Annotated in this window: 27 protein-coding genes; 12 read left to right on the top strand and 15 right to left on the bottom strand. The window is 67.7% G+C overall.

Features of this window, described 5'->3' with window-relative positions:
- Positions 1-15 precede the first annotated feature (15 nt).
- Complete coding sequence (gene arcA / locus ASD37_RS26480; protein WP_056558809.1) at positions 16-1221, bottom strand: arginine deiminase; 1206 nt, start codon at positions 1219-1221, stop codon at positions 16-18.
- Positions 1222-1267: 46 nt separating this feature from the next.
- Between arcA and soxR the strand changes: the two genes are divergently transcribed.
- Both soxR and ASD37_RS26470 read left to right on the top strand, forming a co-directional pair.
- The gene (gene soxR / locus ASD37_RS26475) at positions 1268-1699 is read left to right on the top strand and encodes a redox-sensitive transcriptional activator SoxR (RefSeq protein WP_056558806.1); all 432 of its coding nucleotides are present in this window, start codon (positions 1268-1270) and stop codon (positions 1697-1699) included.
- A 39-nt stretch (positions 1700-1738) separates the two neighbouring features.
- Positions 1739-2347 (top strand): alpha-ketoglutarate-dependent dioxygenase AlkB, encoded by a 609-nt coding sequence (locus ASD37_RS26470; RefSeq protein WP_056559943.1) that lies wholly within the window; start codon positions 1739-1741, stop codon positions 2345-2347.
- On the opposite strand, the gene ASD37_RS26465 is transcribed toward ASD37_RS26470, so the two are convergent.
- Positions 2344-3015, bottom strand: coding sequence for a DUF5642 family protein (locus ASD37_RS26465; RefSeq protein ID WP_156721122.1), 672 nt, complete (start codon positions 3013-3015; stop codon positions 2344-2346). The genes ASD37_RS26470 and ASD37_RS26465 overlap by 4 nt on opposite strands.
- A gap of 28 nt (positions 3016-3043) precedes the next feature.
- Entirely contained in the window at positions 3044-3700 is a 657-nt protein-coding gene (locus tag ASD37_RS26460) for a DUF5642 family protein (protein WP_056558799.1), read from the bottom strand.
- A gap of 70 nt (positions 3701-3770) precedes the next feature.
- Here ASD37_RS26460 and ASD37_RS26455 point away from each other — a divergent pair, with 70 nt between their 5' ends.
- Genes ASD37_RS26455 through ASD37_RS26440 form a run of 4 tightly spaced genes read left to right on the top strand, consistent with a single transcriptional unit; the run spans position 3771 to position 6895 of the window.
- Positions 3771-4742 (top strand): linear amide C-N hydrolase, encoded by a 972-nt coding sequence (locus ASD37_RS26455; RefSeq protein ID WP_056559941.1) that lies wholly within the window; start codon positions 3771-3773, stop codon positions 4740-4742.
- A gap of 53 nt (positions 4743-4795) precedes the next feature.
- A complete protein-coding gene (locus ASD37_RS26450) occupies positions 4796-5509 on the top strand; it encodes an LpqN/LpqT family lipoprotein (protein WP_056558795.1) in 714 nt (237 codons plus the stop codon).
- Between the two features lie 56 nt (positions 5510-5565).
- Positions 5566-5976 carry a hypothetical protein gene (locus ASD37_RS26445; RefSeq protein WP_056558792.1) on the top strand — a complete coding sequence of 137 codons (411 nt, stop codon included), beginning with the start codon at positions 5566-5568 and terminating at the stop codon, positions 5974-5976.
- 13 nt (positions 5977-5989) lie between these two features.
- The gene (locus tag ASD37_RS26440) at positions 5990-6895 is read left to right on the top strand and encodes a hypothetical protein (RefSeq protein ID WP_056558789.1); all 906 of its coding nucleotides are present in this window, start codon (positions 5990-5992) and stop codon (positions 6893-6895) included.
- Between the two features lie 3 nt (positions 6896-6898).
- On the opposite strand, the gene ASD37_RS26435 is transcribed toward ASD37_RS26440, so the two are convergent.
- From ASD37_RS26435 to ASD37_RS26420, 4 genes are read right to left on the bottom strand one after another with little or no spacing between them, the layout of a single operon-like run.
- Positions 6899-7720: a shikimate 5-dehydrogenase gene (locus tag ASD37_RS26435; protein WP_056558786.1), complete on the bottom strand. Its 822-nt coding sequence runs from the start codon at positions 7718-7720 to the stop codon at positions 6899-6901.
- Positions 7720-8721 carry a GNAT family N-acetyltransferase gene (locus tag ASD37_RS26430; RefSeq protein WP_056558783.1) on the bottom strand — a complete coding sequence of 334 codons (1002 nt, stop codon included), beginning with the start codon at positions 8719-8721 and terminating at the stop codon, positions 7720-7722. The genes ASD37_RS26435 and ASD37_RS26430 overlap by 1 nt, the downstream gene beginning before the upstream one ends.
- Before the next feature lie 41 nt (positions 8722-8762).
- On the bottom strand, positions 8763-9212 hold the full coding sequence (locus tag ASD37_RS26425; protein WP_156721121.1) for a hypothetical protein: 450 nt from the start codon (positions 9210-9212) through the stop codon (positions 8763-8765).
- 10 nt (positions 9213-9222) lie between these two features.
- A complete protein-coding gene (locus ASD37_RS26420; RefSeq protein WP_056558777.1) occupies positions 9223-9759 on the bottom strand; it encodes a DUF6328 family protein in 537 nt (178 codons plus the stop codon).
- 224 nt (positions 9760-9983) lie between these two features.
- Here ASD37_RS26420 and ASD37_RS31705 point away from each other — a divergent pair, with 224 nt between their 5' ends.
- Positions 9984-10412, top strand: coding sequence for an STAS domain-containing protein (locus ASD37_RS31705; protein ID WP_162253319.1), 429 nt, complete (start codon positions 9984-9986; stop codon positions 10410-10412).
- On the opposite strand, the gene ASD37_RS26410 is transcribed toward ASD37_RS31705, so the two are convergent.
- The 5 genes from ASD37_RS26410 to ASD37_RS26390 all read right to left on the bottom strand — a co-directional run bounded on the left by ASD37_RS26410 (position 10409) and on the right by ASD37_RS26390 (position 13868).
- Positions 10409-11035, bottom strand: coding sequence for an SAM-dependent methyltransferase (locus tag ASD37_RS26410; RefSeq protein WP_056558772.1), 627 nt, complete (start codon positions 11033-11035; stop codon positions 10409-10411). The two genes, ASD37_RS31705 and ASD37_RS26410, sit on opposite strands and share 4 nt — an antisense overlap.
- Entirely contained in the window at positions 11032-11799 is a 768-nt protein-coding gene (locus ASD37_RS26405) for a PIG-L deacetylase family protein (protein ID WP_056558769.1), read from the bottom strand. The genes ASD37_RS26410 and ASD37_RS26405 overlap by 4 nt, the downstream gene beginning before the upstream one ends.
- The gene (locus tag ASD37_RS26400; protein ID WP_056558766.1) at positions 11796-12740 is read right to left on the bottom strand and encodes an acyl-CoA dehydrogenase; all 945 of its coding nucleotides are present in this window, start codon (positions 12738-12740) and stop codon (positions 11796-11798) included. The genes ASD37_RS26405 and ASD37_RS26400 overlap by 4 nt, the downstream gene beginning before the upstream one ends.
- Entirely contained in the window at positions 12737-13450 is a 714-nt protein-coding gene (locus ASD37_RS26395; RefSeq protein ID WP_056558762.1) for a glycosyltransferase family 2 protein, read from the bottom strand. The genes ASD37_RS26400 and ASD37_RS26395 overlap by 4 nt, the downstream gene beginning before the upstream one ends.
- A gap of 136 nt (positions 13451-13586) precedes the next feature.
- A complete protein-coding gene (locus tag ASD37_RS26390) occupies positions 13587-13868 on the bottom strand; it encodes a hypothetical protein (RefSeq protein WP_370073098.1) in 282 nt (93 codons plus the stop codon).
- Between the two features lie 141 nt (positions 13869-14009).
- On the opposite strand from ASD37_RS26390, the gene ASD37_RS26385 reads away from it, so the two are divergent.
- Positions 14010-14204, top strand: coding sequence for a hypothetical protein (locus ASD37_RS26385; protein ID WP_056559939.1), 195 nt, complete (start codon positions 14010-14012; stop codon positions 14202-14204).
- A gap of 10 nt (positions 14205-14214) precedes the next feature.
- Positions 14215-14535, top strand: a complete 321-nt coding sequence (locus ASD37_RS26380) for a hypothetical protein (RefSeq protein ID WP_056558755.1) — start codon at positions 14215-14217, stop codon at positions 14533-14535.
- 15 nt (positions 14536-14550) lie between these two features.
- Here ASD37_RS26380 and ASD37_RS26375 read toward each other — a convergent pair whose 3' ends face one another.
- The gene (locus tag ASD37_RS26375) at positions 14551-15450 is read right to left on the bottom strand and encodes a mechanosensitive ion channel family protein (RefSeq protein WP_056558752.1); all 900 of its coding nucleotides are present in this window, start codon (positions 15448-15450) and stop codon (positions 14551-14553) included.
- Between the two features lie 232 nt (positions 15451-15682).
- Here ASD37_RS26375 and ASD37_RS26370 point away from each other — a divergent pair, with 232 nt between their 5' ends.
- Positions 15683-16375 (top strand): HAD family hydrolase, encoded by a 693-nt coding sequence (locus ASD37_RS26370; RefSeq protein ID WP_056558749.1) that lies wholly within the window; start codon positions 15683-15685, stop codon positions 16373-16375.
- 4 nt (positions 16376-16379) lie between these two features.
- Here ASD37_RS26370 and ASD37_RS26365 read toward each other — a convergent pair whose 3' ends face one another.
- Positions 16380-16598 carry a DUF2945 domain-containing protein gene (locus tag ASD37_RS26365; protein ID WP_056558745.1) on the bottom strand — a complete coding sequence of 73 codons (219 nt, stop codon included), beginning with the start codon at positions 16596-16598 and terminating at the stop codon, positions 16380-16382.
- A gap of 75 nt (positions 16599-16673) precedes the next feature.
- Between ASD37_RS26365 and ASD37_RS26360 the strand changes: the two genes are divergently transcribed.
- A complete protein-coding gene (locus ASD37_RS26360) occupies positions 16674-17474 on the top strand; it encodes an alpha/beta fold hydrolase (protein WP_056558742.1) in 801 nt (266 codons plus the stop codon).
- Positions 17471-18634: a PP2C family protein-serine/threonine phosphatase gene (locus ASD37_RS26355; protein ID WP_056558739.1), complete on the top strand. Its 1164-nt coding sequence runs from the start codon at positions 17471-17473 to the stop codon at positions 18632-18634. Before ASD37_RS26360 ends, ASD37_RS26355 begins: the two co-directional genes overlap by 4 nt.
- Here the strand turns inward: ASD37_RS26355 and ASD37_RS26350 are convergent.
- A complete protein-coding gene (locus ASD37_RS26350) occupies positions 18631-20820 on the bottom strand; it encodes a SpoIIE family protein phosphatase (protein ID WP_370073097.1) in 2190 nt (729 codons plus the stop codon). The two genes, ASD37_RS26355 and ASD37_RS26350, sit on opposite strands and share 4 nt — an antisense overlap.
- Between the last annotated feature and the right edge of the window lie 135 nt (positions 20821-20955).

Raw genomic sequence — 20955 nt, 5'->3', positions numbered from 1 at the left:
CTCGGCGGCACGGGCCTACAGGGGGTCGCGGGCGACGGGGCACGACATGCAGCGCGGACCCCCGCGGCCCGTGCCGAGCTCCGACGCCGAGATCGGCAGCACCTCGATGCCCGAATCAGCAAGGCGGGCATTGGTTTCGGTGTTGCGCTCATATGCCACCACCACGCCCGGCGCCAAGGCCAAGGTGTTGTTGCCGTCGTCCCACTGCTCGCGCTCGGCCGTCACGGGGTCCAGGCCGGTGTCGATGACGCGCAACTTGCCGATCCCCATCGCATCGGCCGCGGCCTCGACGAACGGGGCCGCGCTGGCGATCGACACGCCGTCCGACTTCTGCCGAATGGTGAACGCCGACAACGAATCCACGATGTTCGGGTACATCACCACCGCGTCGACGTCGACCATCGTGCACACCGTGTCGAGGTGCATCTGCGCCCGCTCCTGCGCGATCGGCACAGCGAGCACGGTGTGGGCCAGTCCGTCGTCGAACAGGCTGCGCGCCAACGCTTCCGCACCGGCCGGCGTCGTCCGCTCCCCCACGCCGACGGCGACCACACCCGGCGCCAACAGCAACACGTCGCCACCCTCGACGGGGGCCGACCGCGACTCGTACGCCCGCCGCACTCCGAGGAATCGCGGATGATGCGCATAGATCAGATCGGTCAGCGACGTCTCCCGAATGCGCGCCGGCAGCGCCAGCGACGTGATGGCCACCCGCGGTCCGATCCAGAACGACGAGTCGCGGGTGAACAGCAGGTTCGGCAGCGGATCGATGACGAAGTCGGCGTCGTGGTGCATGCGCTGCACCAGCGACAGCTCACCGCCGAGGAACGGCAGCTCGTTGAACGTCATGCCCGCCATCAGGATTCGTGCCAACGGTTCGACGTCGAGCGTCCGCAGATAGGCCGAAAGCTCTTGCGCCAGCGGCAGTCCCAACCGTCGACTGTCCACGGCGGCGGAGATGCCCTGCATCCGCGCCGCACCGCTGGCCAGCGCCTCCGTCAGCAGGTCCGCCAACAGCAGCACCTCGACGCCACGTGACCGCAGCAGCGCGGCGAACGTGTCGTGCTCCTCCTGCGCTCGCGCCACCCACGGCATGCCGTCGAAGAGCAACCGGTCGTTGTTGCGCGGGGTGAGTCGCTGAAGTTCGGGTCCCGGCCGGTGCAGGATGACGACCTTCAGCGGTCCTACCTCTGAATTCGCGCCCAGCGTCGTGGCTGTCATGCGTAGCACCGTAACGCGAATCGTCACCCCAACTATGGTTTAGGTCATGGACGTGCTGGAGCTGACCCCCGGCGAGTTGAGCCACCGCAGCGGTGTGGCCGTCTCGGCACTGCACTTCTACGAGCGCGAAGGCCTCATCGTCAGCAGACGCACGTCGGGCAACCAACGCCGATACGCCCGCGAGACCCTGCGCAGGGTTGCGTTCATTCGGATGTCGCAGCGCCTCGGCATCCCACTGGCCCGCATTCGCGAGGCCCTCGCCACACTGCCCACCGACCGCGTCCCGACCAGTAAAGACTGGGGTCGGCTCTCGGCCGGCTGGCGCGCCGATCTCGACGAGCGCATCCTCCATCTGCAACGCCTGCGCGACAACCTGACCGGCTGCATCGGCTGCGGCTGTATGAGCCTGAAGACCTGCCTGCTGTCCAACCCCGGTGACGTACTCGCCAACAGCGGACCCGGCGCCGCGAGACTATAAATTCGAACGCCTGTGCGATAACCTCGACGCGTGACTGGAATCGATCTCGCGATTCAGGATGCCCTGTTCGGTCACGACGAGCGGCGCGAGCTGGGGGACGGCGCGTGGGTCGACGTCCGAGCCGGGTGGCTCACCGGCGGCCACGAGCGCGTCGACGACCTCTTCGACGACCTGGTGACCGACATTCCCTGGCGGTCCGAGCGGCGCCAAATGTACGACCGGGTGCTCGACGTGCCGCGACTGGTCAGCTTTCACGACCTGACCTCCGAACCCGCCCCGCATCCCGAAATCGCGCGACTGCGCGTCCGGCTCAACGACATCTACGCAGGCGAGCTCGGCGAACCGTTCACCTCGGCTGGGCTGTGCCTCTACCGCGACGGCAACGACAGCGTCGCCTGGCATGGCGACACCGTCGGCCGCAGCAGCACCGAGGACACCATGGTGGCCATCCTCAGCCTCGGCGCGACCCGGGTCTTGGCGTTGCGCCCCCGCTCCGGCGGCCGATCGTTGCGGCTGCCGCAGAGCCACGGCGACCTGATCGTGATGGGCGGCTCTTGCCAACGCACGTGGGAACACGCCGTGCCCAAGACCACCAAGCCAACGGGTCCGCGGATCAGCATCCAGTTCCGCCCGCGGGACGTGCGTTAACCGCCGCGGACGGCCTTCACTGCAGCCGACAGCAGGTCGCGGGCACGCTGCGTGTCCACGGGCGTGACGGGCTTCTTCGGTTCGACCAGAGGATTGGCCGTGACGATCACCCTGAACGTCGAGAAGTCCGCGAGGTAGTTGTAGATCTCGCCCGTCGCGGGCTTTCCGTTGACCATCGTCTGCAGGACGCGGTGGGTGCCCAGGGTGCGGACGCCGTCGATCGCGGGAGCCTCGACGACTTCGACCAGCCCGCGAACTCCGCCACCGGCGAAGGCCACCTTCTTGCAGGCGTCGCCGGGGTCGGGCGTCGTCAACGCCTCGGACGTCTCAAGGGCGATCGCGATGAACCGGTTGCCGTCGCCCTCGGCGGTGGTCGCGGCCATGTTGCCCTTGAGTCCCTGCGGAAGGTTCGTGCCCTCGGCCACCTTCGCGCACCCGGGCGGGTCGAAGACCGTGCCCGGTGGAAGCGGTTGCTGCGCAAGCAGACGCGGGTCGATTCCCGTCGGCGCGACCGTACTGACCTTGAACTGGGGTCCGAAGTCCGACTTCACGTCGAGCACCTTGGCGATGTCGGCCTTCGACTCGTCCGCGGCCGGCGTGGCCGAGCACCCGGCCGACGCGGTCGCGACGGCGCAGCACACGAGGGTGGCGAGCAGCGTCCTGAACATCGGCGCCAATCTACCCGGCCGCCAACCGTCAGCCCTGAAGCGCCGCCACCGTCTTGACGAGCAAATCCGACGCGAAGCCCGGTCCGAGCGACGGACCCGACGAACCGGGGTCGGTCACCACCGTGACATGGGCGACGTGATCCCCGAGGTAGGCGACGAATGTCTCGGCATGCGAATGCGTTTCGGTGCCACCCTCGACGGTCGTGGTGGCGTCGGTGGACAACCCCAGAGTCTGCGCACCTTCGATCACCGGCGGGTCGACGACGGTGACGACCCCCGCGGTGTGACCGGCCGACAGGCTCCACGAACCGCAGGCGTCGACGGTGGCCCGATCAAGGCCCACCGCCGCGGCGGCCACCACTGCGTAGACGATGCCGCCGGGCCCTGAGGCGGACCAGCCGTGCACGGGGCCGTCGCCGGCGGGGTCACCGAGTGCGGCGCACGTCGCCGGGTCTGCCGTCCACTGCGGGCCGAGACCCCACAGCGCGATCGGTGCAACGCGGGTAGGCAGCGGCGTGAACTCGTAACCCGTTGGCAGATCGGAGCGGACGCGCTCGACCCGCATCGGGTCAAAGCTCGCGCGCGCCGCGGGGGGACTCGTCGCCTCGGTCGGCGCAGGCGCCTGCGCGGGCGAGCACGCCGCAACACACGCTGCGACCGTCAGCCATGACGCGAAGACGCGCATGAAACCTTGGTATCACGGCTACGCTGACGGCTCCCCCACATCCTGGGTGGACGCGCCGAAGGGATCCGTCATGTGCACCCGAGTCTTGTGGAACGACAACGACATCGCCGTCCTCGCCGGCCGCTCCATGGACTGGCCCGAGTCGACCGAACCCCTGCTCGTCGCGTTCCCCCGCGGCCAGGAGCGCGACGGCGGGCTGATGGCCGGCCAGGTAGTCGTCGCCGAGAATCCGCTGCACTGGACCAGCACCCACGCCAGCCTGGTGACCACCGTCTACGGCATCGGCTCGATCGACGGCCTCAACGAGCGCGGCCTTGCGGCGCACGGGCTATATCTCAAGACGACCGAACTGGGCTCACGAAAGCCCGAATTGCCCGGCCTGCACACGGGGCTGTGGATTCAGTACCTGCTCGACCAGGCGGCGACGGTCTCCGAGGCGCTCGCGCTGATGAAGGACATTCAGCTGGTGATGGTCAGCGCGCACGGATTCGACGCGACGATTCACGTCGCCGTCGAGGACGCCGGCGGAGATTCGGCCATCCTGGAATTCGCCGACGGTGAGCTCGTCGTCCACCACGGCCGCGAGTTCACCCTGATGACCAACGACCCGACCTACGACGAACAGTTGAGTCTGCTTGCGGCGCAAGACTTCTCCAATCCGAGCAGGGACATGCCGCTTCCTGGCAACGTCAACGCCGTCGACAGGTTCCAGCGCGCCGCTTACTACTCGGCCTTGCTTCCCAAGCCGGTCGACGAGCGACAGGCCGTCGCCAGCGTGATGGCGATCATGCGCAACGTCTCGGTTCCGTTCGGTGCGCCCTACGCCGAATTCGGTGTCTACAACACGGAGTACCGCTCCGTCTGCGACCTGACGAACCGCCGATACTTCTTCGAGCTGACGACCAGTCCGAGCCTGATCTGGGTGGACCTCGACGGTCTCGAACTCGCCGAGGGCGCACCGGTGACGGCGGTCGACCCGTACGACGAGTCGTTGGCTGGCAACGTGACGCAGAGTTTCACGGGTCGCAACATCGGATTCTGATGAATCGCCCCGTTTGCCGTGTACCTTCAGTTCGTCGACGAACAGGGGATCAGATGAGAACGCACAGCACAGCCGCAGGTTCGGCAGCCGTCCTGATCGCCTTGGGGCTCGCGCTCTCCGGGTGCGGTTCGGACTCCAAGACCGAGGCCACCTCCTCCTCGTCGTCGTCCTCGTCGAGTAGCTCGGCAAGCAGCACCGCCGCCACGAGCAGTGCCGCACCGACGTCCACCCAGGCCGGCGCCAAGCCGACGATCGCCGACTACATCAAGGAGAACGGGATCACCGAGACTCCCGTCAAGCGTGGCGATCCCGGCACGCCCACGGTCGACCTGCCGACTCCGGAGGGATGGGCCGACGCAGGCCCCAAGACCCCGCCGGGCGCCTACGGTGCGATCGTCTTCGCCGACCCGTCGGTGGCCGCCGATCCGCCGACGATCGTCGCGGTGATGTCGAGGCTGACCGGCAACGTGGACCCCGCCGAAATCTTCAAGTTCGCGCCGGGTGAGCTGCAGAACCTTCCCGGATACGAAAGTGCCGGCGACGGCGGCGACGCCAAACTGGGCGGGTTCGACGCCTACCAGATCGGCGCGACCTACCTACAGGACGGCACGAAGAAGCTCATCGCGCAGAAGACGGTGATCATCCCGGCCGCCGACAAGAACGGGATCTTCGTCCTACAACTCAACGCCAGCGGCACCGAGGAGCAAATCAACCCGCTGATGGCAGCCACTTCAAAGATTGACGAGCAAACCAAGATCACGCCCTGACGACACAGCTAAGATCCGGTGCACACCCTCAGTCAAAGAACCCGAGGAGAGGCACCATGACCTCAGCCCACCATCCCGATCCCAGCGAACCCGCGCCGCCGCAGCGCGGGCTGACCCGCGAGGAACGCGGTCGCGACGTCAGCGAGGCCCAGGCCGAGGCGGAAGCGCAGAGGTCGAAGTGGCAGCAATTCCTCCACATGATGAGTCCGCGCCTCGTCTGGTCGATGGCCGAGGGCTACCCGGTGGTCCTCAAGCAGTTCATCCAGTTCTGCCTGATCCTCATCTACCCGGCGTGGGTGTTCGCGGTCCTGGTGGGCGGACTGTTCCAACTAGCCTTCTACGTGACCGTCTACCCGTTGCTGTGGCTGCTGTTCTGGCCGGTGCGCGCGCACCAGAAGAAGAACAACCCGGTGGAGTACGCCGCGAACCGCGCGAAGTACGCGAACAAGAAGTGGTACGAGACATAGAGATTGGGACGTAGTGGGACTCTTCGATCGCTCAGGCGACGCATCTGTCGTCGTCACCCCGACCGTCGTCACCCCACGGAAGACGGTTGAGGTGGCCGTCACCACCGACAAGCCGATCCGCAAGGTTCGGTCCGCCCGCCTGGACTGGGGATACACCAACTTCTACCAGTACCACTGGGCCGGTCGCGTCGACTCCGCGGCGGCCGCAGGCAACGACACGATCTGGACGGCCGACCAGGTCGGCACCAACTACGGCGGGGACCGCGACACCGACGACTGGGTGAGCGTCATCGTCGAGGAGTTGCCCGTCGCCGCAAGCGAATTCACCGGTGCGTCGTCGTCGTTCCGCATCCCGTCGTGGGCACCCGCGTCGTCACCGGCGATCGCACGCTGGGAATGCCGACTCACCGTCGACCGGGAGGGTCTAGACGTGGAGACCCGGGGTGAGTTCACCGTGCGGATCGGCACCGCGGACGTCGACTCGTATCTCGAACCGCTCGAACACGTCTCGGGTGCCGCCGAAACCGTCGTCGACGTCTCGCTGTCGAAGCCGGTGTGGCGAGCCGGCGAGACCATCACCGGCCACGTGACCCTGACGCCTACCGTCGACCTGCCCGACGGCGACCTCGCCGTGTCGTGGCAGCGCGAGCGGGAGTCCCACCCGTTGACCCGCACACCCGGCCCTGGCGGCCAGTTGGACGGCCGAGTCGTCCAACTCGACAAGCGAATTCAACTGCGGGCCGGCACACCGGTGGAGCTGCCGTTCGAAGTCGTGCTCCCCGACGACGCACCGCCGACCGCGGCCGCGGTGCACTCCTCGATCAACTGGTTCGTCCAGGCAAGGCTGATGTACAAGGGTTTCAACGGGCACGTGATGGAGCGGGTGCGCCGGCCGATCACCGTGGTCAACGCGCCCTAAGCGTCACGCCCGCGAGATCGCCGACGCCTCAGCTACCTGCTCCGCCGTCGGCCGCACCCCGGTGTAGCGCTCGAACTGCTCGGCGGCCTGCAGGGCGATCACCTCGGCGCCGGTCACCACGTGCACCCCCGCGGCCCGAGCGGCCGTGATCAGCGGGGTCTCCGACGGCAGCGCCACCACGTCGAACACCGTCTTGGCGTGCATGATCGTGGCCTCGTCGAACGCCCGCTCGGAGGACTCGGGCGCCCCGGCCATCCCAATCGGCGTGACGTTGACGATGACGTCCGCGACGTGGGTGCCGACCTCAGATGCGTAGTCGTAGCCGAGTCGATCGGCCAGCGCCCGGCCGCTCTCGGCGTTGCGGGCGATCACGATGCCCGAGCCGAAGCCGTGGTCGCGGAACGCCGCGCCGACTGCGCTGGCCATGCCGCCGCTGCCGCGGATCAACACCCGGCCGCCGGCGTCGAGCCCATGGTCGTCGATGAGCCGCTGCACGGCGAGGTAGTCGGTGTTGGACGCCCGCAGGTGTCCGTCGTCGTTGACGATGGTGTTGACGGAGTGAATCGCCTGAGCCGACGGTTCGACGTCGTCGACCAGCGTGATGACGTCCTCCTTGAAGGGCATCGAGACCGAGCAGCCGCGGATCCCCAATGCCCGCACGCCCCCGATGGCAGCCGCGATGTCGGTCGTCGTGAACGCCTTGTAGACGAAGTCGAGACCGAGGACGTCGTAGAGGTGGTTGTGGAACCGGGTGCCGATGTTGCTGGGGCGGGCAGCCAGCGAGATGCACAGCCGGGTGTCCTTGTTCAGCGGTGGCCGAGTCATCAGCCCACCGCCCGGATCACCTGGCGCGCGGCCGCTCGGATCTCCCGGTACAGCTCGGAGGGCATCGTCAGTTCGTGCATCACCGGGACGTCGAACTCGGTGGTGACGACACCCATGTCGTCGCGGTGCCATTGTGCGCCGTAGCGGTTGAGGATCGATCGCATCGGAAGATTGTCCGCCAACACCCGTGCGGTGAACCGCCTTATGCCCTCGCTCCGCGCGGCGACGACGATCGCCTCCATCAGGAAGCTGCCAATGCCGCGGCCCTGATAGTCGTCGCCGACGATGAAGGCGACCTCGGCGGCGGTCTGGGTCTCGTCACGGACGTATCTGGCGTCGGCGACGATCGGCGCGTCGCCCGCCTTGCCGTCGGTGAGCACCCAGACGAAGTGGTCCACGTAGTCGACCTCGAACAGGTAGGCCATCAGTGCCGGGGTGGGGGTCCGGGTGGACTGAAAGCGCCGGTAGAAGGTGTCGCTGGAGAACTGGACGGGTCCGTGCAGTGTGCGTTCGTTGTCGCCGGGGAGCACCGGTCGCAGGTGCAGTTCGGTGCCGTCTCGCAGGACCACCGGGATGGGCGTGACGTAGGTGGCGAGGCGCTGACGCGCCGTGCGCACCAGTTTGGCCATCATGCGGGGCAGGTCGAGGATGGCCGCGATCGCCTCCCGGCCGCCGACCCAGCCGGTCAGCTCCTCGGCGACCGTCACCGTCGCCGACCTCGGGGCGTCGCGCAGGAGCGCGATTTCGCCGACGATCAGCCCAGGCGTCACGTCGACCTCGATGACGTCGCCGTCGGCGCCGAGATGTGTGATTCGCGCTCGGCCCGAGCCGATCAACAGAAACGAGTCGGCATGCTCGCCCTGACGCATCAACACCTGACCCGGTGGTGCGGCGAGCGGTTGCAAGAGGCTGGCCACCGACCCAAGACTGTCGGCGGGACAGCCCGCAAAGAAGGTGAGAGCAGCCAATTCGTCGGCGCTCACGGTTCGTGATCCCGCCACGCCGACGACGTTACGTGACTCTCGGCGGGGAGTCAGCCGATTCAGACGCCGTCCATGGGCGGGCCGTTCAAGTTGCTGACCTGCTTGTGTGCGACGGCCGTGGCGACGGCCTTGCCGTCGCGCACCACGCCGACGATGGTGACCTCGTCGTCGACGGCGAACGACGTCGCCGCGCCGCCGACGGCGCTTCCGGCCGCGGTGATCGCGTTGGTTTCAGGGGTGATGACGTAGGTGCGGGCGAAACCGTCCATGCTCTCCGCGGTGACCGACGTGGGCGTGACGGCCACCAACCTGCCCTCTTGGCTGACGGGCTGGTGCGGGGCGGCGGCCGTGACCCTGGCGCCCTGCTGTACCGCGGTGGGCGCAGGGTCGACCATGTGCACGGCCAGCGCTGCCACGATCGCGACGAACGCCACCGCCAGCGAGGCGACGACCACGACGGTATTCGCCGACGACCGATGGCGGTCCTGCTTGAGATGTCTGGGGGCCATGAACTGGCTCTCACTTTCCCTTGGCTGCCGACGGGTTACCCTCGACGTTCGCTGGCAAAACACGCATCCACAGCGGGATGACCACCCAGAACGCGGTGAACCCGGCCAACGCGACGACGCCGGCGGTGACACCGGCCGACCGACCGGACACGGCGACGAAGATGATCGTCGTCATCCCCACCAGCGCCAATCCCAGGAGCAACAGGCCCGCATAGGCCAGGCGGTGGGCCGCCGACACCAGGGATTGAAGGCGTCGCCGACGAAAGAGAACGCGATGGATTCCGACAGGGGCGATCAACAGCACCGAGGCGCCGACGGCACAGGTCACGGTTGCCAGGTAGACCATCCGCATGGCGCGGTCGAGGATGTCGAAGCGCTGCTGAAACGGCAGCGTGAGCAGGAAACCCGTTAGCAGTTGTACCCCGGTCTGGACGACCCGAAGTTCCTGCAGGAGGTTCGACCAGTTGCGATCAAGGCGCTCGGTCGGGGTTTCCGACCGTGCATTGCGATCCCAGCCCTGATCCGCTTCGGGATGATCGACGTCCATCGCCATCTTCAGGCCACCTCCACCCGTCCCAAACAGGCAGAATTGCCCACGGAAAGGGCCGATAAACACGGCAAGCTCTCAGGAAAGCACCATTGTTTCCACTGGTCAGTCGGTACTACTCTCAACCTCAGGTTGAATTGACAGCCCCACACGTCACCGGCGCCCGGCAGGGTCCTCCGCCTTGGCATCAGTCTCAGACGCGCGCACAACAGTGGAGGTTCCCCGTGTCCCTAGCTACCGGCTTTCCCGCCGACGAACCCGCCCTGCCTCGCGAGCGCGTCCGGTTCACGACCACGACCTCCGCACGTTCTTCGGTGCTGGTCGTGACCGCCGACGGCGAGCTCGACGCCGCCAACGCCCTGTCACTCGGCAAGCACGTCGAGGGTGAACTGGAGAGCGTCAGCCGCCTGATCGTCGATCTCAGAGGACTCGAATTCTTTGGCATTCAAGGGTTTTCGATCCTGCATCGCATCAACGTGATGTGCTCGCGACACTCGGTCAACTGGGTTGTGCTGGCAGGTACGGAGGTCGACCGGGTGCTGCGGGTGTGCGACCCCGACGGCGGACTCCCCGTCGCCAACTCGATGGAGGCCGCCGTGGCCACCGTCACCCGGCCGCCGCGCAGCCACCTCCGACTGGTGACGAGCCGCTAGTCCTGCCCCACCGCACCGGGGACGCCGGTGCTGACGGCGACCGATTGGGTCGCCCCCTTGCGCAACACGTCTATGACCACGTCGTCGTCGCGGTAGCGTCCCATTGCCGTCAGGTCGGCGGTCTCGCCGATCAGCGCATTCGCCTCATCCCCGGAGAGGGGATAGTCGTCGACGGCGTGCCGCCAGTGCGCGGCGACCATCGTCGCGCCCGGCGCCAGCAGCGCGCATTCGCGATCAAGTACTCGGCGCAGCGTCGGCCCGGAGAGGTAGTAGGCCACCTCCGAGATCACCACCAGGTCGACGTCGGCCCCCGGCCACGGTGCGTCCAGCGACGACCGGACCAGGGTGAGATCGGGCCGTTCCCCGATGCGACTCCTGGTGGTGTCGAGCGCCGCCTGTGCCACGTCGTATGACGTGACGTGGTCGCAGCGCTCGAGGAGCCGCTCGGTCAGCATGCCGATGGAACAGCCGGGTTCGAACGCGTGCCGGTACCGCTCGTCGGGCAGCATCGCCATGGTGATCGAGTACTTGCGCTGCTCGTACCAGCGCTCGGCCATTCGCCACGGATCAGCCGAGGCGGCGTAGACGTCGTCGAAGTAGCCGTCGGGCAGTCGGTCCATCATCGAATGACCGCCTCTCCTACGGCGAACAACCGTTGCAGCACGAACGGTGGCAGCACCACGTCCATTCCGGCCTCGTACGGCACCAGCTGTGACTCGAAGGCCGCGGCGGCACGCCGCTTCCGCGCCGTGGCCGCCCTGTCGTAGGGCGCAGTCGACATGCGGTGCCACGGCACCGCCTCGTCGCCGGGTTTCGCCCAATGCCACATCCACACCGGGAATTCCAGGAGTTCGGCGCCGGTGCGGGCCACCGCGGCGGCCGCACTGCGGCCGACGGCTTCGTGATCGGGGTGGCCGTCGCCACGCCAGGTGGCCGCACACCAGGTTCCGGACGGCATCGCCGCCAAGACGTCGGTGAGCATCGTGGTCAGTTCGGCTTCATGGTCGACCAACTCGCCGTCGGGCAACCCGAGGGCCACCGGCTCCCCGATTCCGAGAACCGTTGTTGCGGCGAGCAATTCAGTTCGGCGGTCACGCTCCAACCACCGCCGTTCCATGGGCGACAACCCGGGAACCGAGCCGCCGCCGTCGGTGACCGACACCACGGTGACCTCGACGCCGCGTGACCGAAGCAAGGACGCTGTCGCACCGAAGCCGAGCGTCTCGTCGTCGGGATGGGGTGCCACGACGACCAGTGCCGGGCAGTCGGACAGATCGAGGGTGGGGAGCGCGCCGACCCACTCACGCCAGTCCTCCGCGGGGGTGCCGCCCCCGGCGATGGGCTGCGCCGCGAAACGGAACCCGTTGCCCGACTCCGTGGAGGTCACTTGGCCGCCAGCTTCCCGAGCGCCGCGAGGTCCCGTTCGGCGTGGCTCTGGCGGACGTAGACGGTGAGGTCCGCGACCCTCTTGGCATGCCCGGCGTCCAAGACCATGGGGCCAGGTCCAAGCGCCCGGCCGGTGCGGACGATGGCCTCGTCGACCGCTGATTCCACGACGGCACGCACCCTCCGCGCGACGAGTTCGGCACGGTCGCCGCGAGGTTCGGCGTCGACGTACCGCGCGGCCGAGACGAGCATGGCCTCGGCCGCGGCGAGCGCCGCGTCGACCGCGCCGAGGTGTGCGCGCGCGTGCTCGTCGGGAGCCTTGCCGTCGTGTTCGGTGGCCACCGCTCGATACAGCGGAGCGGCCACCCCGCGGGCGCCTCCGAGCCAGCAGGCCGCAACTCCAATTGCGCCATGCCAGAACCCCGGTCGGGACAGGTATTCGCCTGGCCGTCCGACGGGCACTCCCACCGCTCCGTCGAGTCGTACCGACCTCGTGTCCGACTCGTGCATGCCGACGTTGTGCCACTCGTCGGGAAGGGGTTCCACCCCGTCCTGATCGAGGTCGACGGCGTAGAGGCCACGCCCGTTGTCACCGCAGCGCGCGGTGATCAGTGCGTCGGTGCAGATCCCCGCGCCCGAGCACCACGCCTTCGTGCCGTCGAGCCGCACCTGGCCGTCGCCGTCGTCGCGGGCCGTGACGACGGCGTGCGGCGCTTCGGCAGCCCAGACTCCCCACAGTCGACCGGCTTCGGGGCTCGGCCCGCCGAGCTCGGCCAAGATCGCGAGCGCATCGGCGTGCGCCTCGGCCAATCTGCCTGCCACGACGTCGTTCTCGGTCAACGCGGCGAGCTTCCACCAGCGCGTGCCCGTCCGGCCGGAACCGGGTGCGGGAAGGTCGAGTTCGCCGGCGTCCAGCCAACGCCGGACCAGCGCTACCGTCATGCCGCACCGTCGCGTTGCGACACCGACTTGAGGTGACTCGCGAAACCGCGCGGCGCTCGGCCCTCGCGTCGCGCCGACGTCACGACGGACAGGCCGACGTCGCGGTGGATTCGGTGTCCGCACTGCTCGAACCGTCGCACCAGGTTGACGTCCTCGTCGGAGACGAGTGTCGCGAAACCTCCGGTCTTCCAGTAGGCGTCGGCTCGGAAACCCATGTTGGCCCCATGCACGTGGTCGTGTCCGCCGCCACTGCGACGCAACTTCGCACGGTAGGCGGCCAGGTACCGACGCACCGATGAAGCGGAGAAATGCCGCCAATTCGTCACGCGCACTACGCCGAGCACCATGTCGGTGTCGGCGTCCATTTGGCGGACCAACCAGTCCGCGTCGACCTGGCTGTCCGCATCGGTGGTCGCGTACCAGATCCGGGACTCGTCGCCCGAGGCGACGCCACATACCGTTCGCGCGTAGGCGAAGCCCGCGGCACGCGAGGCTCCCACGTTCTTCGCCTCGACCTCGACGAAGTGCACGCCGTCGCCGAAGTGTCCAGCCAGCGAGGCACTTTCGTCGGTACAGGAATCGAGGACGACGACGGTCAGCACCGGTACCGGCGCGCATGCCGCGGCTGTGACGACGGCCTTGAGGCAGCGTGGCAGTTTCTCCGCTTCGTCGTGGGCGGGGATGACGACCACCGCACTGTCGAACGTCACCGAGACTCGCCTTGCACTGATCTTCGCCAGTTGCCCCCCATGAACAGTCCTTTCATCGGCGAAGGTGGCGCCGCAGGCCATGCCTGCCGCGCCACCTTGACCGACTACCCGACCCGTCTCTTCCGAAACGCGGTCCCTACAGGTGCGGGGCTTCCTTGATCTTGGTGTCTTCCTTGCCCGCGGTCTGGCAGAAGGTTTGCACCGAGAGCTTCGTGCCGGTGATTTCGAGCTGCGCCGCGTCAGTGCCCTTTTCGTCCTTGAGCATCTTGGACACGGCCGTCTGCTGGTCTGCGTCGTTGGCCGACATGTAGTCCTTGCAGGACGTGTCGCCGCCTTCGACCTTTGCGCCGCAACCGCTCAGCAGGACGCCCAACGTCATGCTCGCCGCTACCAAACCCGTCATCGCCTTCATGCGCATCAAGTGAAAATCCTCCCGCAGAGTTTGCCGTGGACCGCTGTGGCCCCACTGCATGTGCCCAGCCGACGGTGCCGTGAAACGTCTCGCTGGTTGGACGGCACCGATCGGGGTACTCGTGGGGGGCACCGAGGAGGTATGACGATGTCCGGACGACACCGCTCAGACGATCACGATCCCGAGAACGAGTCGGATAGTGAGCCCGACGTCGACGACGACTCGCACGTTGCGGCGTCACGCGCAGACCGCCACGGCGGCGGCAACTACGTCGGCGAGCAGAGTTCGGACGACGCCTTCGACGCCGGCGAGACGGGCGCCGAAGCGAGAGCGCAGGACTGACGGCGCTCGAATGGACACCGAGGTACGCAACGGCACGCGCACGACGGTCAACTGGATACTGGCAATCCTGACCGCGCCTGCGGCCTTGGCCGTTGTCGTCTACTCCTACCTGCAGGTACTGGGCACCGCGGGCTGTGGTAACGGGGGCTGCACCGAGTTCGGGCCGAACGAAACCGTGTTCGGCCTCATCGAATACGGCACCCCTGCGGTAGCCGCAGTGGCAGTGGCACTTTCGTTCGTGACCGCGCGACGCCGGTACGGGATCGTCGTACCGGCCGTCGCGTGGGTCGTCATCGCCGCTGCAGCCATCGTGCTGTTCACGACGTTCTGAGCGAGGCGTTCCGAGTCACGCGGCGTCGACGGTAGCCGGTGTCCGGCTGTCGATTCCCTCGCGGCGCAGGTCGGCGACCACCATTTGCCGCAGCCGTCGGCCCGCGTCGAACTGCTTGCCGGGTAGCGTGCGCGCGACCATGCGCAGTTTGACCTCGTCGACTCCGATGCTCTCCACGCCCATCAGGGATGGCTTGTCCAGCAGCAGAGTTGGCAGGAGGTCGTCATCCATGGCCTTGTCCGACACGCCCTTGAGCACCTCGTTGACCCTATTCAAGTCGGCCGATGCCGGGACCGGGATGTCCACCACCGCTCGGGCCCAGTCCTTGGACAGATTCAGTGATTTGACGATTTGGCCATTGGGCACGGTGAACATTTCGCCGTCGTTGGTCCGGAGTTTGGTGACCCGCAGGGTGACGTCTTCGACGGTGCCAACGGCCTCGTTGCTCGCCCCGATGGTCAGCTGGACGAGATCGCCGAAGCCGTATTGCTTCTCGGTGATGATGAAGAACCCGCTGAGCAGGTCCTGGACGATCCGTTGGGCACCGAAACCGAGGGCGGCACCGAGCACGGCGGCCGGGGCCACCAGCGACCCGATCGGAAGTCCGAGGGTGTTGATCACGTCGACGGACACCACGACGTAGAGAACGGCGATCGCCACCGATGAGATCACCGAGGCCAGTGCTTGGCGGTGTTTGACCGCTTCGGACTGGACGGTGGCGTCCGAGTCGTCACTTGCGGCCAGGCGCCTGCTGATTCGCCCTGCGACGTGGCGGATGATCCTGGTGGCGATGACCGTGGCGACGATCACGAGCACGATGTGCAAGCCGTTGGTGGCGATCCATCGGCCGAAGTTCGACGACCAGAGGCCGTCCCATGCCGTGGCGAACTCGAATGCGTTGTGAGTAATAGTCATAAGCGAACGTCATCGGATTGGGTCTGCGTGCCGGGTGCGATCCCGACCCCATTCCGTGATGTCGTCATCCCTTCACGATTGTCACGATTGCGGTCTGAATGTCGTCTGATTGTCGTCGACGCCCGGCCACTCGCGGCGGCCCATGACGTGACATCCCCCTGCCACGGCTTCCCGAGTCGAGGCCAAATGAAACACCTCGTTTCGCAAGGGTCGGCTTGGGAACCCGTGATGCATGCCCACACCTGCCGTCTTGTTCGACATCGACGGAACCCTCGTCGACTCCAACTATCTGCACGTGCACGCCTGGCAACGGGCGTTCGCCGACGTCGGGGTCGACGTGGAATCGTGGCGCATTCACCGCGGCATCGGGATGGACGGCTCCTCGCTGCTCGAGGAGTTGATGCCCGAGAACTCGAACGGCGATGACACCAAGGCTCGCGCCAAGGACCTGCATTCCCGCTTCTATCGGGAGACCGCGCACCTGCTGAAGCCGCTTCCCGGGACCCGTCGGTTGCTGGACCTGGTCGCCGCCACCGGATTACAGGTGGTGCTTGCCACGTCGGCACCGGAGGACGAGTTGGCGCTGCTGCGCAAGATTCTCGACCAGGACGAGATCGTCTCGGCCGTCACCTCGTCGGGCGACGTGGACACCGCCAAGCCCAAACCCGACATCGTCGAGGTGGCGCTGCAACGCGCCGAGGTGGGAGCCGACAGCGCCGTCTTCGTCGGAGACTCGATCTGGGACATCCAAGCGGCGGCCAGGGCGGGCGTCGAGTGCATCGGCGTCGAGAGTGGCGGCGTCGACCGGCTGAGGCTGCAGGACGAAGGCGCGGTGGCGGTCTACCGCAATCCCCGTGATCTGACCGACCAACTCGACGATTCGCCGATCGGTCGTCTCGCGGCCGGAGTCTCGACCGGCCGCTGAGGCGTTACTCCGCCGTCTTCTCGAGCGCCTCGGGGCGGTGCACCGCCTCACCGCCGCTCTTCTCGCTGCGCACCAGGTACTGCGGGTCGTCCTCGGAGGCTCGGACGGTGCGCTTGGCAGCCGTGGTGTCGGAGGTGATCTTCTTCTCGACCTTGCCCTCGGCCGTTCCGCCGTGGCTCTTCCATTCGACGTGGTCGCCCTTGGAGAATTCGTCGTTTGCCATGGGGCGGTATTACCCACCGGAAACGTTGCCAAGCGTCGATCGCGGCGCGGAACCGCGGCGTGCAAGGATGACCGCGTGAACGTGCTCGCCAGGAACAACGTGACGTTTGCCGGTCCCGAGTCGGGGACGACGGTGATGTTGGCCCACGGGTTCGGATGCGACCAGAACCTCTGGCGCCTGGTTACGACACGTCTCGCGGATCGATTCCGTCTCGTCCTGTTCGACCACGTCGGCTCCGGGCTGTCCGATCCGCACGCGTGGGACGCCGAGCGGTATTCCTCGCTGCACGGTTACGCCGACGACATCCTCGACATCGTCGAGGAACTCGACCTGACCAACGTGGTGTTCGTCGGTCATTCCGTTGCCGCGATGATGGGCGTGCTCGCCGTCGCGAAGGATCCCAGCCGCTTCGCCAAGCTGGTTCTCCTGACGCCGTCGCCCTGCTACCTCGACCACGACGGGTACACCGGCGGATTTTCCCGCGCGGACATCGACGAACTGCTCGAGTCGATGGAGAGCAACTACCTGGGCTGGTCGCACACGATGGCGCCGAAGGTGATGGGCACCCCGGACCGGTCGGAGCTCGAAGACGAGCTCACCGAGTCGTTTTGCCGCAACGACCCCGCCAAGGCGCAGGTGTTCGCCCGGACGACGTTCCTGTCCGACAACCGCGCCGACCTGCCGCGGGTCGGAATTCCGTCGCGGGTCGTCGAATGTCTTCACGACACGCTGGCGCCACGCTCGGTCGGCGCGTACACCCACGAGCACATCGCCGGCAGCGACCTCGTCACGATCGACGCGACCGGCCACTGCCCGCAGCTCAGTGCTCCCGACGAGACGGCGGCGGCCATCGCCGCGTTCGCGGAACCGGCGTGACGGCAGACCCCGACGCGCTACGCGATGCGTTCGACAACGCGCCATGCGGATACGTCATCACCACGCCCGACGGGGAGATCCTGGCCGTCAACGAGACGCTTGCGTCGTGGCTCGGACGGGACCACGGTGCGCTGATCGGCACGCCCTTCACCAGGTTGCTCACCGCCGGTGGCCGCATCCACTACGAAACCCACTTCGCGCCAATGCTGTTGGCATCGGGGGTGCTCAGCGGCGTCGCGGTCGACCTCGTCGCCGCAGGCGGCCGGCGGCTTCCCGTCCTGCTCACCGCGAACGTCAAGTCCGACGACGAAGGACGCCCCCAACTGGTCCGCATCGTCGCCGACGACGCCGCCGACCGCCGCTCCTACGAACGCGAACTCCTGGCCGAGCGCAGACGCGCCGAGGAGGAACGTGGTCGCGCCGTGAGTTTCGCCGAGACGCTCCAACGCTCGCTGCTGCCGCCGTCGCTGTCCCCGCCTCCCGGCCTCGAGGCGGCCGCCCACTACTACAGCCCGTCGGCCGGCGAGGTCGGCGGCGACTTCTACGACCTGTTCCCGCTGTCCAGGGAGAGGTACGGCTTCTTCCTGGGCGACGTGTGCGGAAAGGGCGTTGCCGCAGCCACGTTGACGTCGTTGACCCGGTACACCCTGCGTGCCGCCGCCGTCGGCGACGACCATCCGGTCGGGGTGCTACACACCCTCGACAGCGTCTTGAAACAGGACTCCCACGCCGGCCGCGGCTGGTTCTGCACCGTGCTGTTCGGCGTGATCACCAGGGGCGCAGTCGGTTTCGACGTTGAGTTGGCCACCGGTGGCCATCCACCTCCGCTACTCCTTCGCGGCGACGGCAGCGCCGAGTACGTGGCGACCAACGGAGGTCAGGCCGTTGGGCTGTTCGCCACGCCGACGTTCTCGTCGACGCGGATAGCGCTGTCACCCGGCGACACCCTTCTCGCCTACTCCGACGGCTTCACCGAGGCGCGCAACGGAGCCGGATCGCGGTACGACGACGACGGTGAACTTCTGCGCTTCGCCGCGGCGCACTCCCCCAACGACGCGGGTGGAATCGTGGCTGCCATGCGGACCCTGATCGAAGATCTGAGCACCGGGGTGGAGGACGACGCCGCCACGCTTGCGCTCAGCGTCCCCGAGAAGCGTTAGGACAGTTCGAAGTTCATCGTCACCGTGGTGCCGGTCGAGGTGCCGTCGAGGAAGACGTCGCCGCTGACCGCACGCATCAGCGGCACCCCGCGGCCACGGGTCCGCGGGTTGGCGTCGGGCAGCTTCCACGAGCCGAAGTCGGTGATGCGGATCGAGATCCCCCGGCCCTTGGCCTCGGCACACACCACCATGCGGCCCGGCGTGGCCCCGCGGTAGGCGTGTTCGATGCTGTTGGTGCACGCCTCGTTCACGACGAGCACGATGTCGCCGCCGAGGTCGTCGGGAATGCCGGTGGCCCGCAGCCAACCGGCGATCTGAGCCCTGATTCCGCTCAGTTGGTCGGGCGTCGCCAGCACGTCGATCAGCAGCGGCGCCGGCGGCCTGCGATACACCACGATCGCGACGTCGTCGTCGAAGCCGTCCTTCGGAACCATCCGTTGCAGCACCGCGTCCGCGACGACGTCCGCCGGCGATTCGATCGTCTCGGCCAGCACCTGACCTGCCCGCCGAATGCCGTTGTCGACCAGCTCTTCTCGGCGCTCCACCAGTCCGTCGGTGTAGAGCATCAGGGTGGATCCCGGCGAGAGGAACGTCGTCGCCTCCGGCCGCGGACCCGCCTTCTGAACCGCCAGCGGCACCGAGGTGGCGCCAGTCAGACTCTCCGGTGCCCCACCCGGCACGGCGAGCAGGGCCGGAATATGGCCCGCACTGCTATAGGCCATCTGCCCGGTCTCCACGTCGACGATCCCGACGAAGACGGTCGTGCAGTACGCGCCCGCGATGAGGGCCGCCGCGGAATCCAGCTCGTCGAGCAGTCGCCCGGGACTGGCGCCGTTGACGAGAAGGACCCGTGCCGAGCTTCTGAGTTGACCCATCACCGCCGCCGCCGACAACCCGCTGCCAACGCAGTCACCGACGACGATGCCGATCTGACGGTCGCCGACCGCGAGCACGTCGTACCAGTCGCCGCCGATCTCGAGCGGCGACGCCGCGGGCTCGTATCGGACCGCGAACCCGACCGGCGGTTTCGTCGTCGGCATCATCGTCCTCTGCAGGGTCGACGACGCCTCCCTGGCGATCTCGAACTGGCGAACGTGCTGCACGGCCAGGCTCAGATGACCGACCAGAGTCGTGACGAGCAGTCGGTCGTCGGCACCGATGACGCGGGGCTCCGCATTCTCCAGCCACAGCGCGGACGGTCCGACACCCGAGAGCACCGCCATGATGCCCAGCCACGGGCCCGCCGGACCTGCCGTCCCAATCGCCTGTACCGACAGCGGCGGCCAGTCCCGCGTCTCGGTGAACCTCGCCTGCAGGAACGGATCGAGGTCGCCCCAGGAGATCGGCTCCGGCGATCCGGCGACCTGCACCTCGGGGTCGCCCGACTTCGTCCACATCACGGCGACGACCCGGCTGAGGTCGATCGCGGCCCGCAACTCCTCGAGCACGATGTCGAGCACCTCGGCGACGCTGGTCGCGATCCCGACGGCCGTGGCCAATCGCACGACGGCGCTCTCGCGGGCGGCCGACGCCTTGGCCGCCGTGACGTCGCGGATGGTGCCGACGTAGGCGTCACCGTCGGCACCCCCCGCGGTGACCGAGTTGATGCTCACCTCGGCCCAGGTGAGGCGGCCGTCACGATGCCGGATCTGCGTCTCGGCCTGAATGCTGCCCTGCTCCACAAGAAGGGCGAGCCGCTTGGCCGCCTCGTCCTGGTCGGCCAGCCAGGGGTACGGCCAGCGATAGGGCAGCCCCTCTGCCCCGCAGCCGGTGATGTCGGCGAAGGCCTCGTTGACCCCGACGATGGTGCCGTCGGGGTCCACGACGAAGAACCCCTCCTGCAGGGAGTTCACCAGCGCGGTGCGAAACGCGTCGCGGTCCTCGAGGTCGTCGGCCCTGGCCCGTTGCTCCTCGTATCGCTCGACGCCGTCGGCGAACCCGCGGGAGGCGACGTCGAAGGCGGCGAGGGTCTTCTTGAGGAAGTTCACGGCGGCCGGACGGGACGCCGCGGGCAGTTCTTCGGTGAGTTCGAAGTGACACTCGACGATCTCGACGATGCCGACGCGGTCGTCCAACGCTTGGCGGCCGATCTCGCTGGCCGCGGCGAGGCCGGCCTCGCCACCGGTGTCCAGATGACGTCGAAGCGCCGCGGGATAGCGCTGGTGAAAGGGGACGTCCGCCATCAGCTCGCGACTCCGTCGTCGGGAACATCATGGGCAACGACTCCCGGGGCCTTGCCCGTCGCGCGGTCCGTCACGCGCGTGTGTTCCCCCAAAACGCGATTTGCAATCGCCACCGTGGGTATGACGAAGACCCCTTGC

Source organism: Mycobacterium sp. Root135 (assembly GCF_001426545.1).
Classification (GTDB): Bacteria; Actinomycetota; Actinomycetes; order Mycobacteriales; family Mycobacteriaceae; genus Mycobacterium.
The sequence above is the reverse complement of the archived record's forward strand: the minus strand, read 5'-3'. Positions and strand labels throughout refer to the sequence as shown.

Bases quoted from the DNA above. Each gene is read 5' to 3' on its own strand.
- ASD37_RS26370 (WP_056558749.1), top strand. From the start codon at position 15,683: ATGCCCACACCTGCCGTCTTGTTCGACATCGACGGAACCCTCGTCGAC.
- soxR (WP_056558806.1), top strand. From the start codon at position 1,268: ATGGACGTGCTGGAGCTGACCCCCGGCGAGTTGAGCCACCGCAGCGGT.
- ASD37_RS26365 (WP_056558745.1), bottom strand. From the start codon at position 16,598: ATGGCAAACGACGAATTCTCCAAGGGCGACCACGTCGAATGGAAGAGC.
- ASD37_RS26420 (WP_056558777.1), bottom strand. From the start codon at position 9,759: ATGGACGTCGATCATCCCGAAGCGGATCAGGGCTGGGATCGCAATGCA.
- ASD37_RS26375 (WP_056558752.1), bottom strand. From the start codon at position 15,450: ATGACTATTACTCACAACGCATTCGAGTTCGCCACGGCATGGGACGGC.
- ASD37_RS26455 (WP_056559941.1), top strand. From the start codon at position 3,771: ATGTGCACCCGAGTCTTGTGGAACGACAACGACATCGCCGTCCTCGCC.
- ASD37_RS26390 (WP_370073098.1), bottom strand. From the start codon at position 13,868: ATGCGCATGAAGGCGATGACGGGTTTGGTAGCGGCGAGCATGACGTTG.
- ASD37_RS26385 (WP_056559939.1), top strand. From the start codon at position 14,010: ATGTCCGGACGACACCGCTCAGACGATCACGATCCCGAGAACGAGTCG.
- arcA (WP_056558809.1), bottom strand. From the start codon at position 1,221: ATGACAGCCACGACGCTGGGCGCGAATTCAGAGGTAGGACCGCTGAAG.
- ASD37_RS26425 (WP_156721121.1), bottom strand. From the start codon at position 9,212: ATGGCCCCCAGACATCTCAAGCAGGACCGCCATCGGTCGTCGGCGAAT.
- ASD37_RS26400 (WP_056558766.1), bottom strand. From the start codon at position 12,740: ATGACGGTAGCGCTGGTCCGGCGTTGGCTGGACGCCGGCGAACTCGAC.
- ASD37_RS26380 (WP_056558755.1), top strand. From the start codon at position 14,215: ATGGACACCGAGGTACGCAACGGCACGCGCACGACGGTCAACTGGATA.
- ASD37_RS26435 (WP_056558786.1), bottom strand. From the start codon at position 7,720: ATGACTCGGCCACCGCTGAACAAGGACACCCGGCTGTGCATCTCGCTG.
- ASD37_RS26460 (WP_056558799.1), bottom strand. From the start codon at position 3,700: ATGCGCGTCTTCGCGTCATGGCTGACGGTCGCAGCGTGTGTTGCGGCG.
- ASD37_RS26465 (WP_156721122.1), bottom strand. From the start codon at position 3,015: ATGTTCAGGACGCTGCTCGCCACCCTCGTGTGCTGCGCCGTCGCGACC.
- ASD37_RS26450 (WP_056558795.1), top strand. From the start codon at position 4,796: ATGAGAACGCACAGCACAGCCGCAGGTTCGGCAGCCGTCCTGATCGCC.
- ASD37_RS26445 (WP_056558792.1), top strand. From the start codon at position 5,566: ATGACCTCAGCCCACCATCCCGATCCCAGCGAACCCGCGCCGCCGCAG.
- ASD37_RS26410 (WP_056558772.1), bottom strand. From the start codon at position 11,035: ATGATGGACCGACTGCCCGACGGCTACTTCGACGACGTCTACGCCGCC.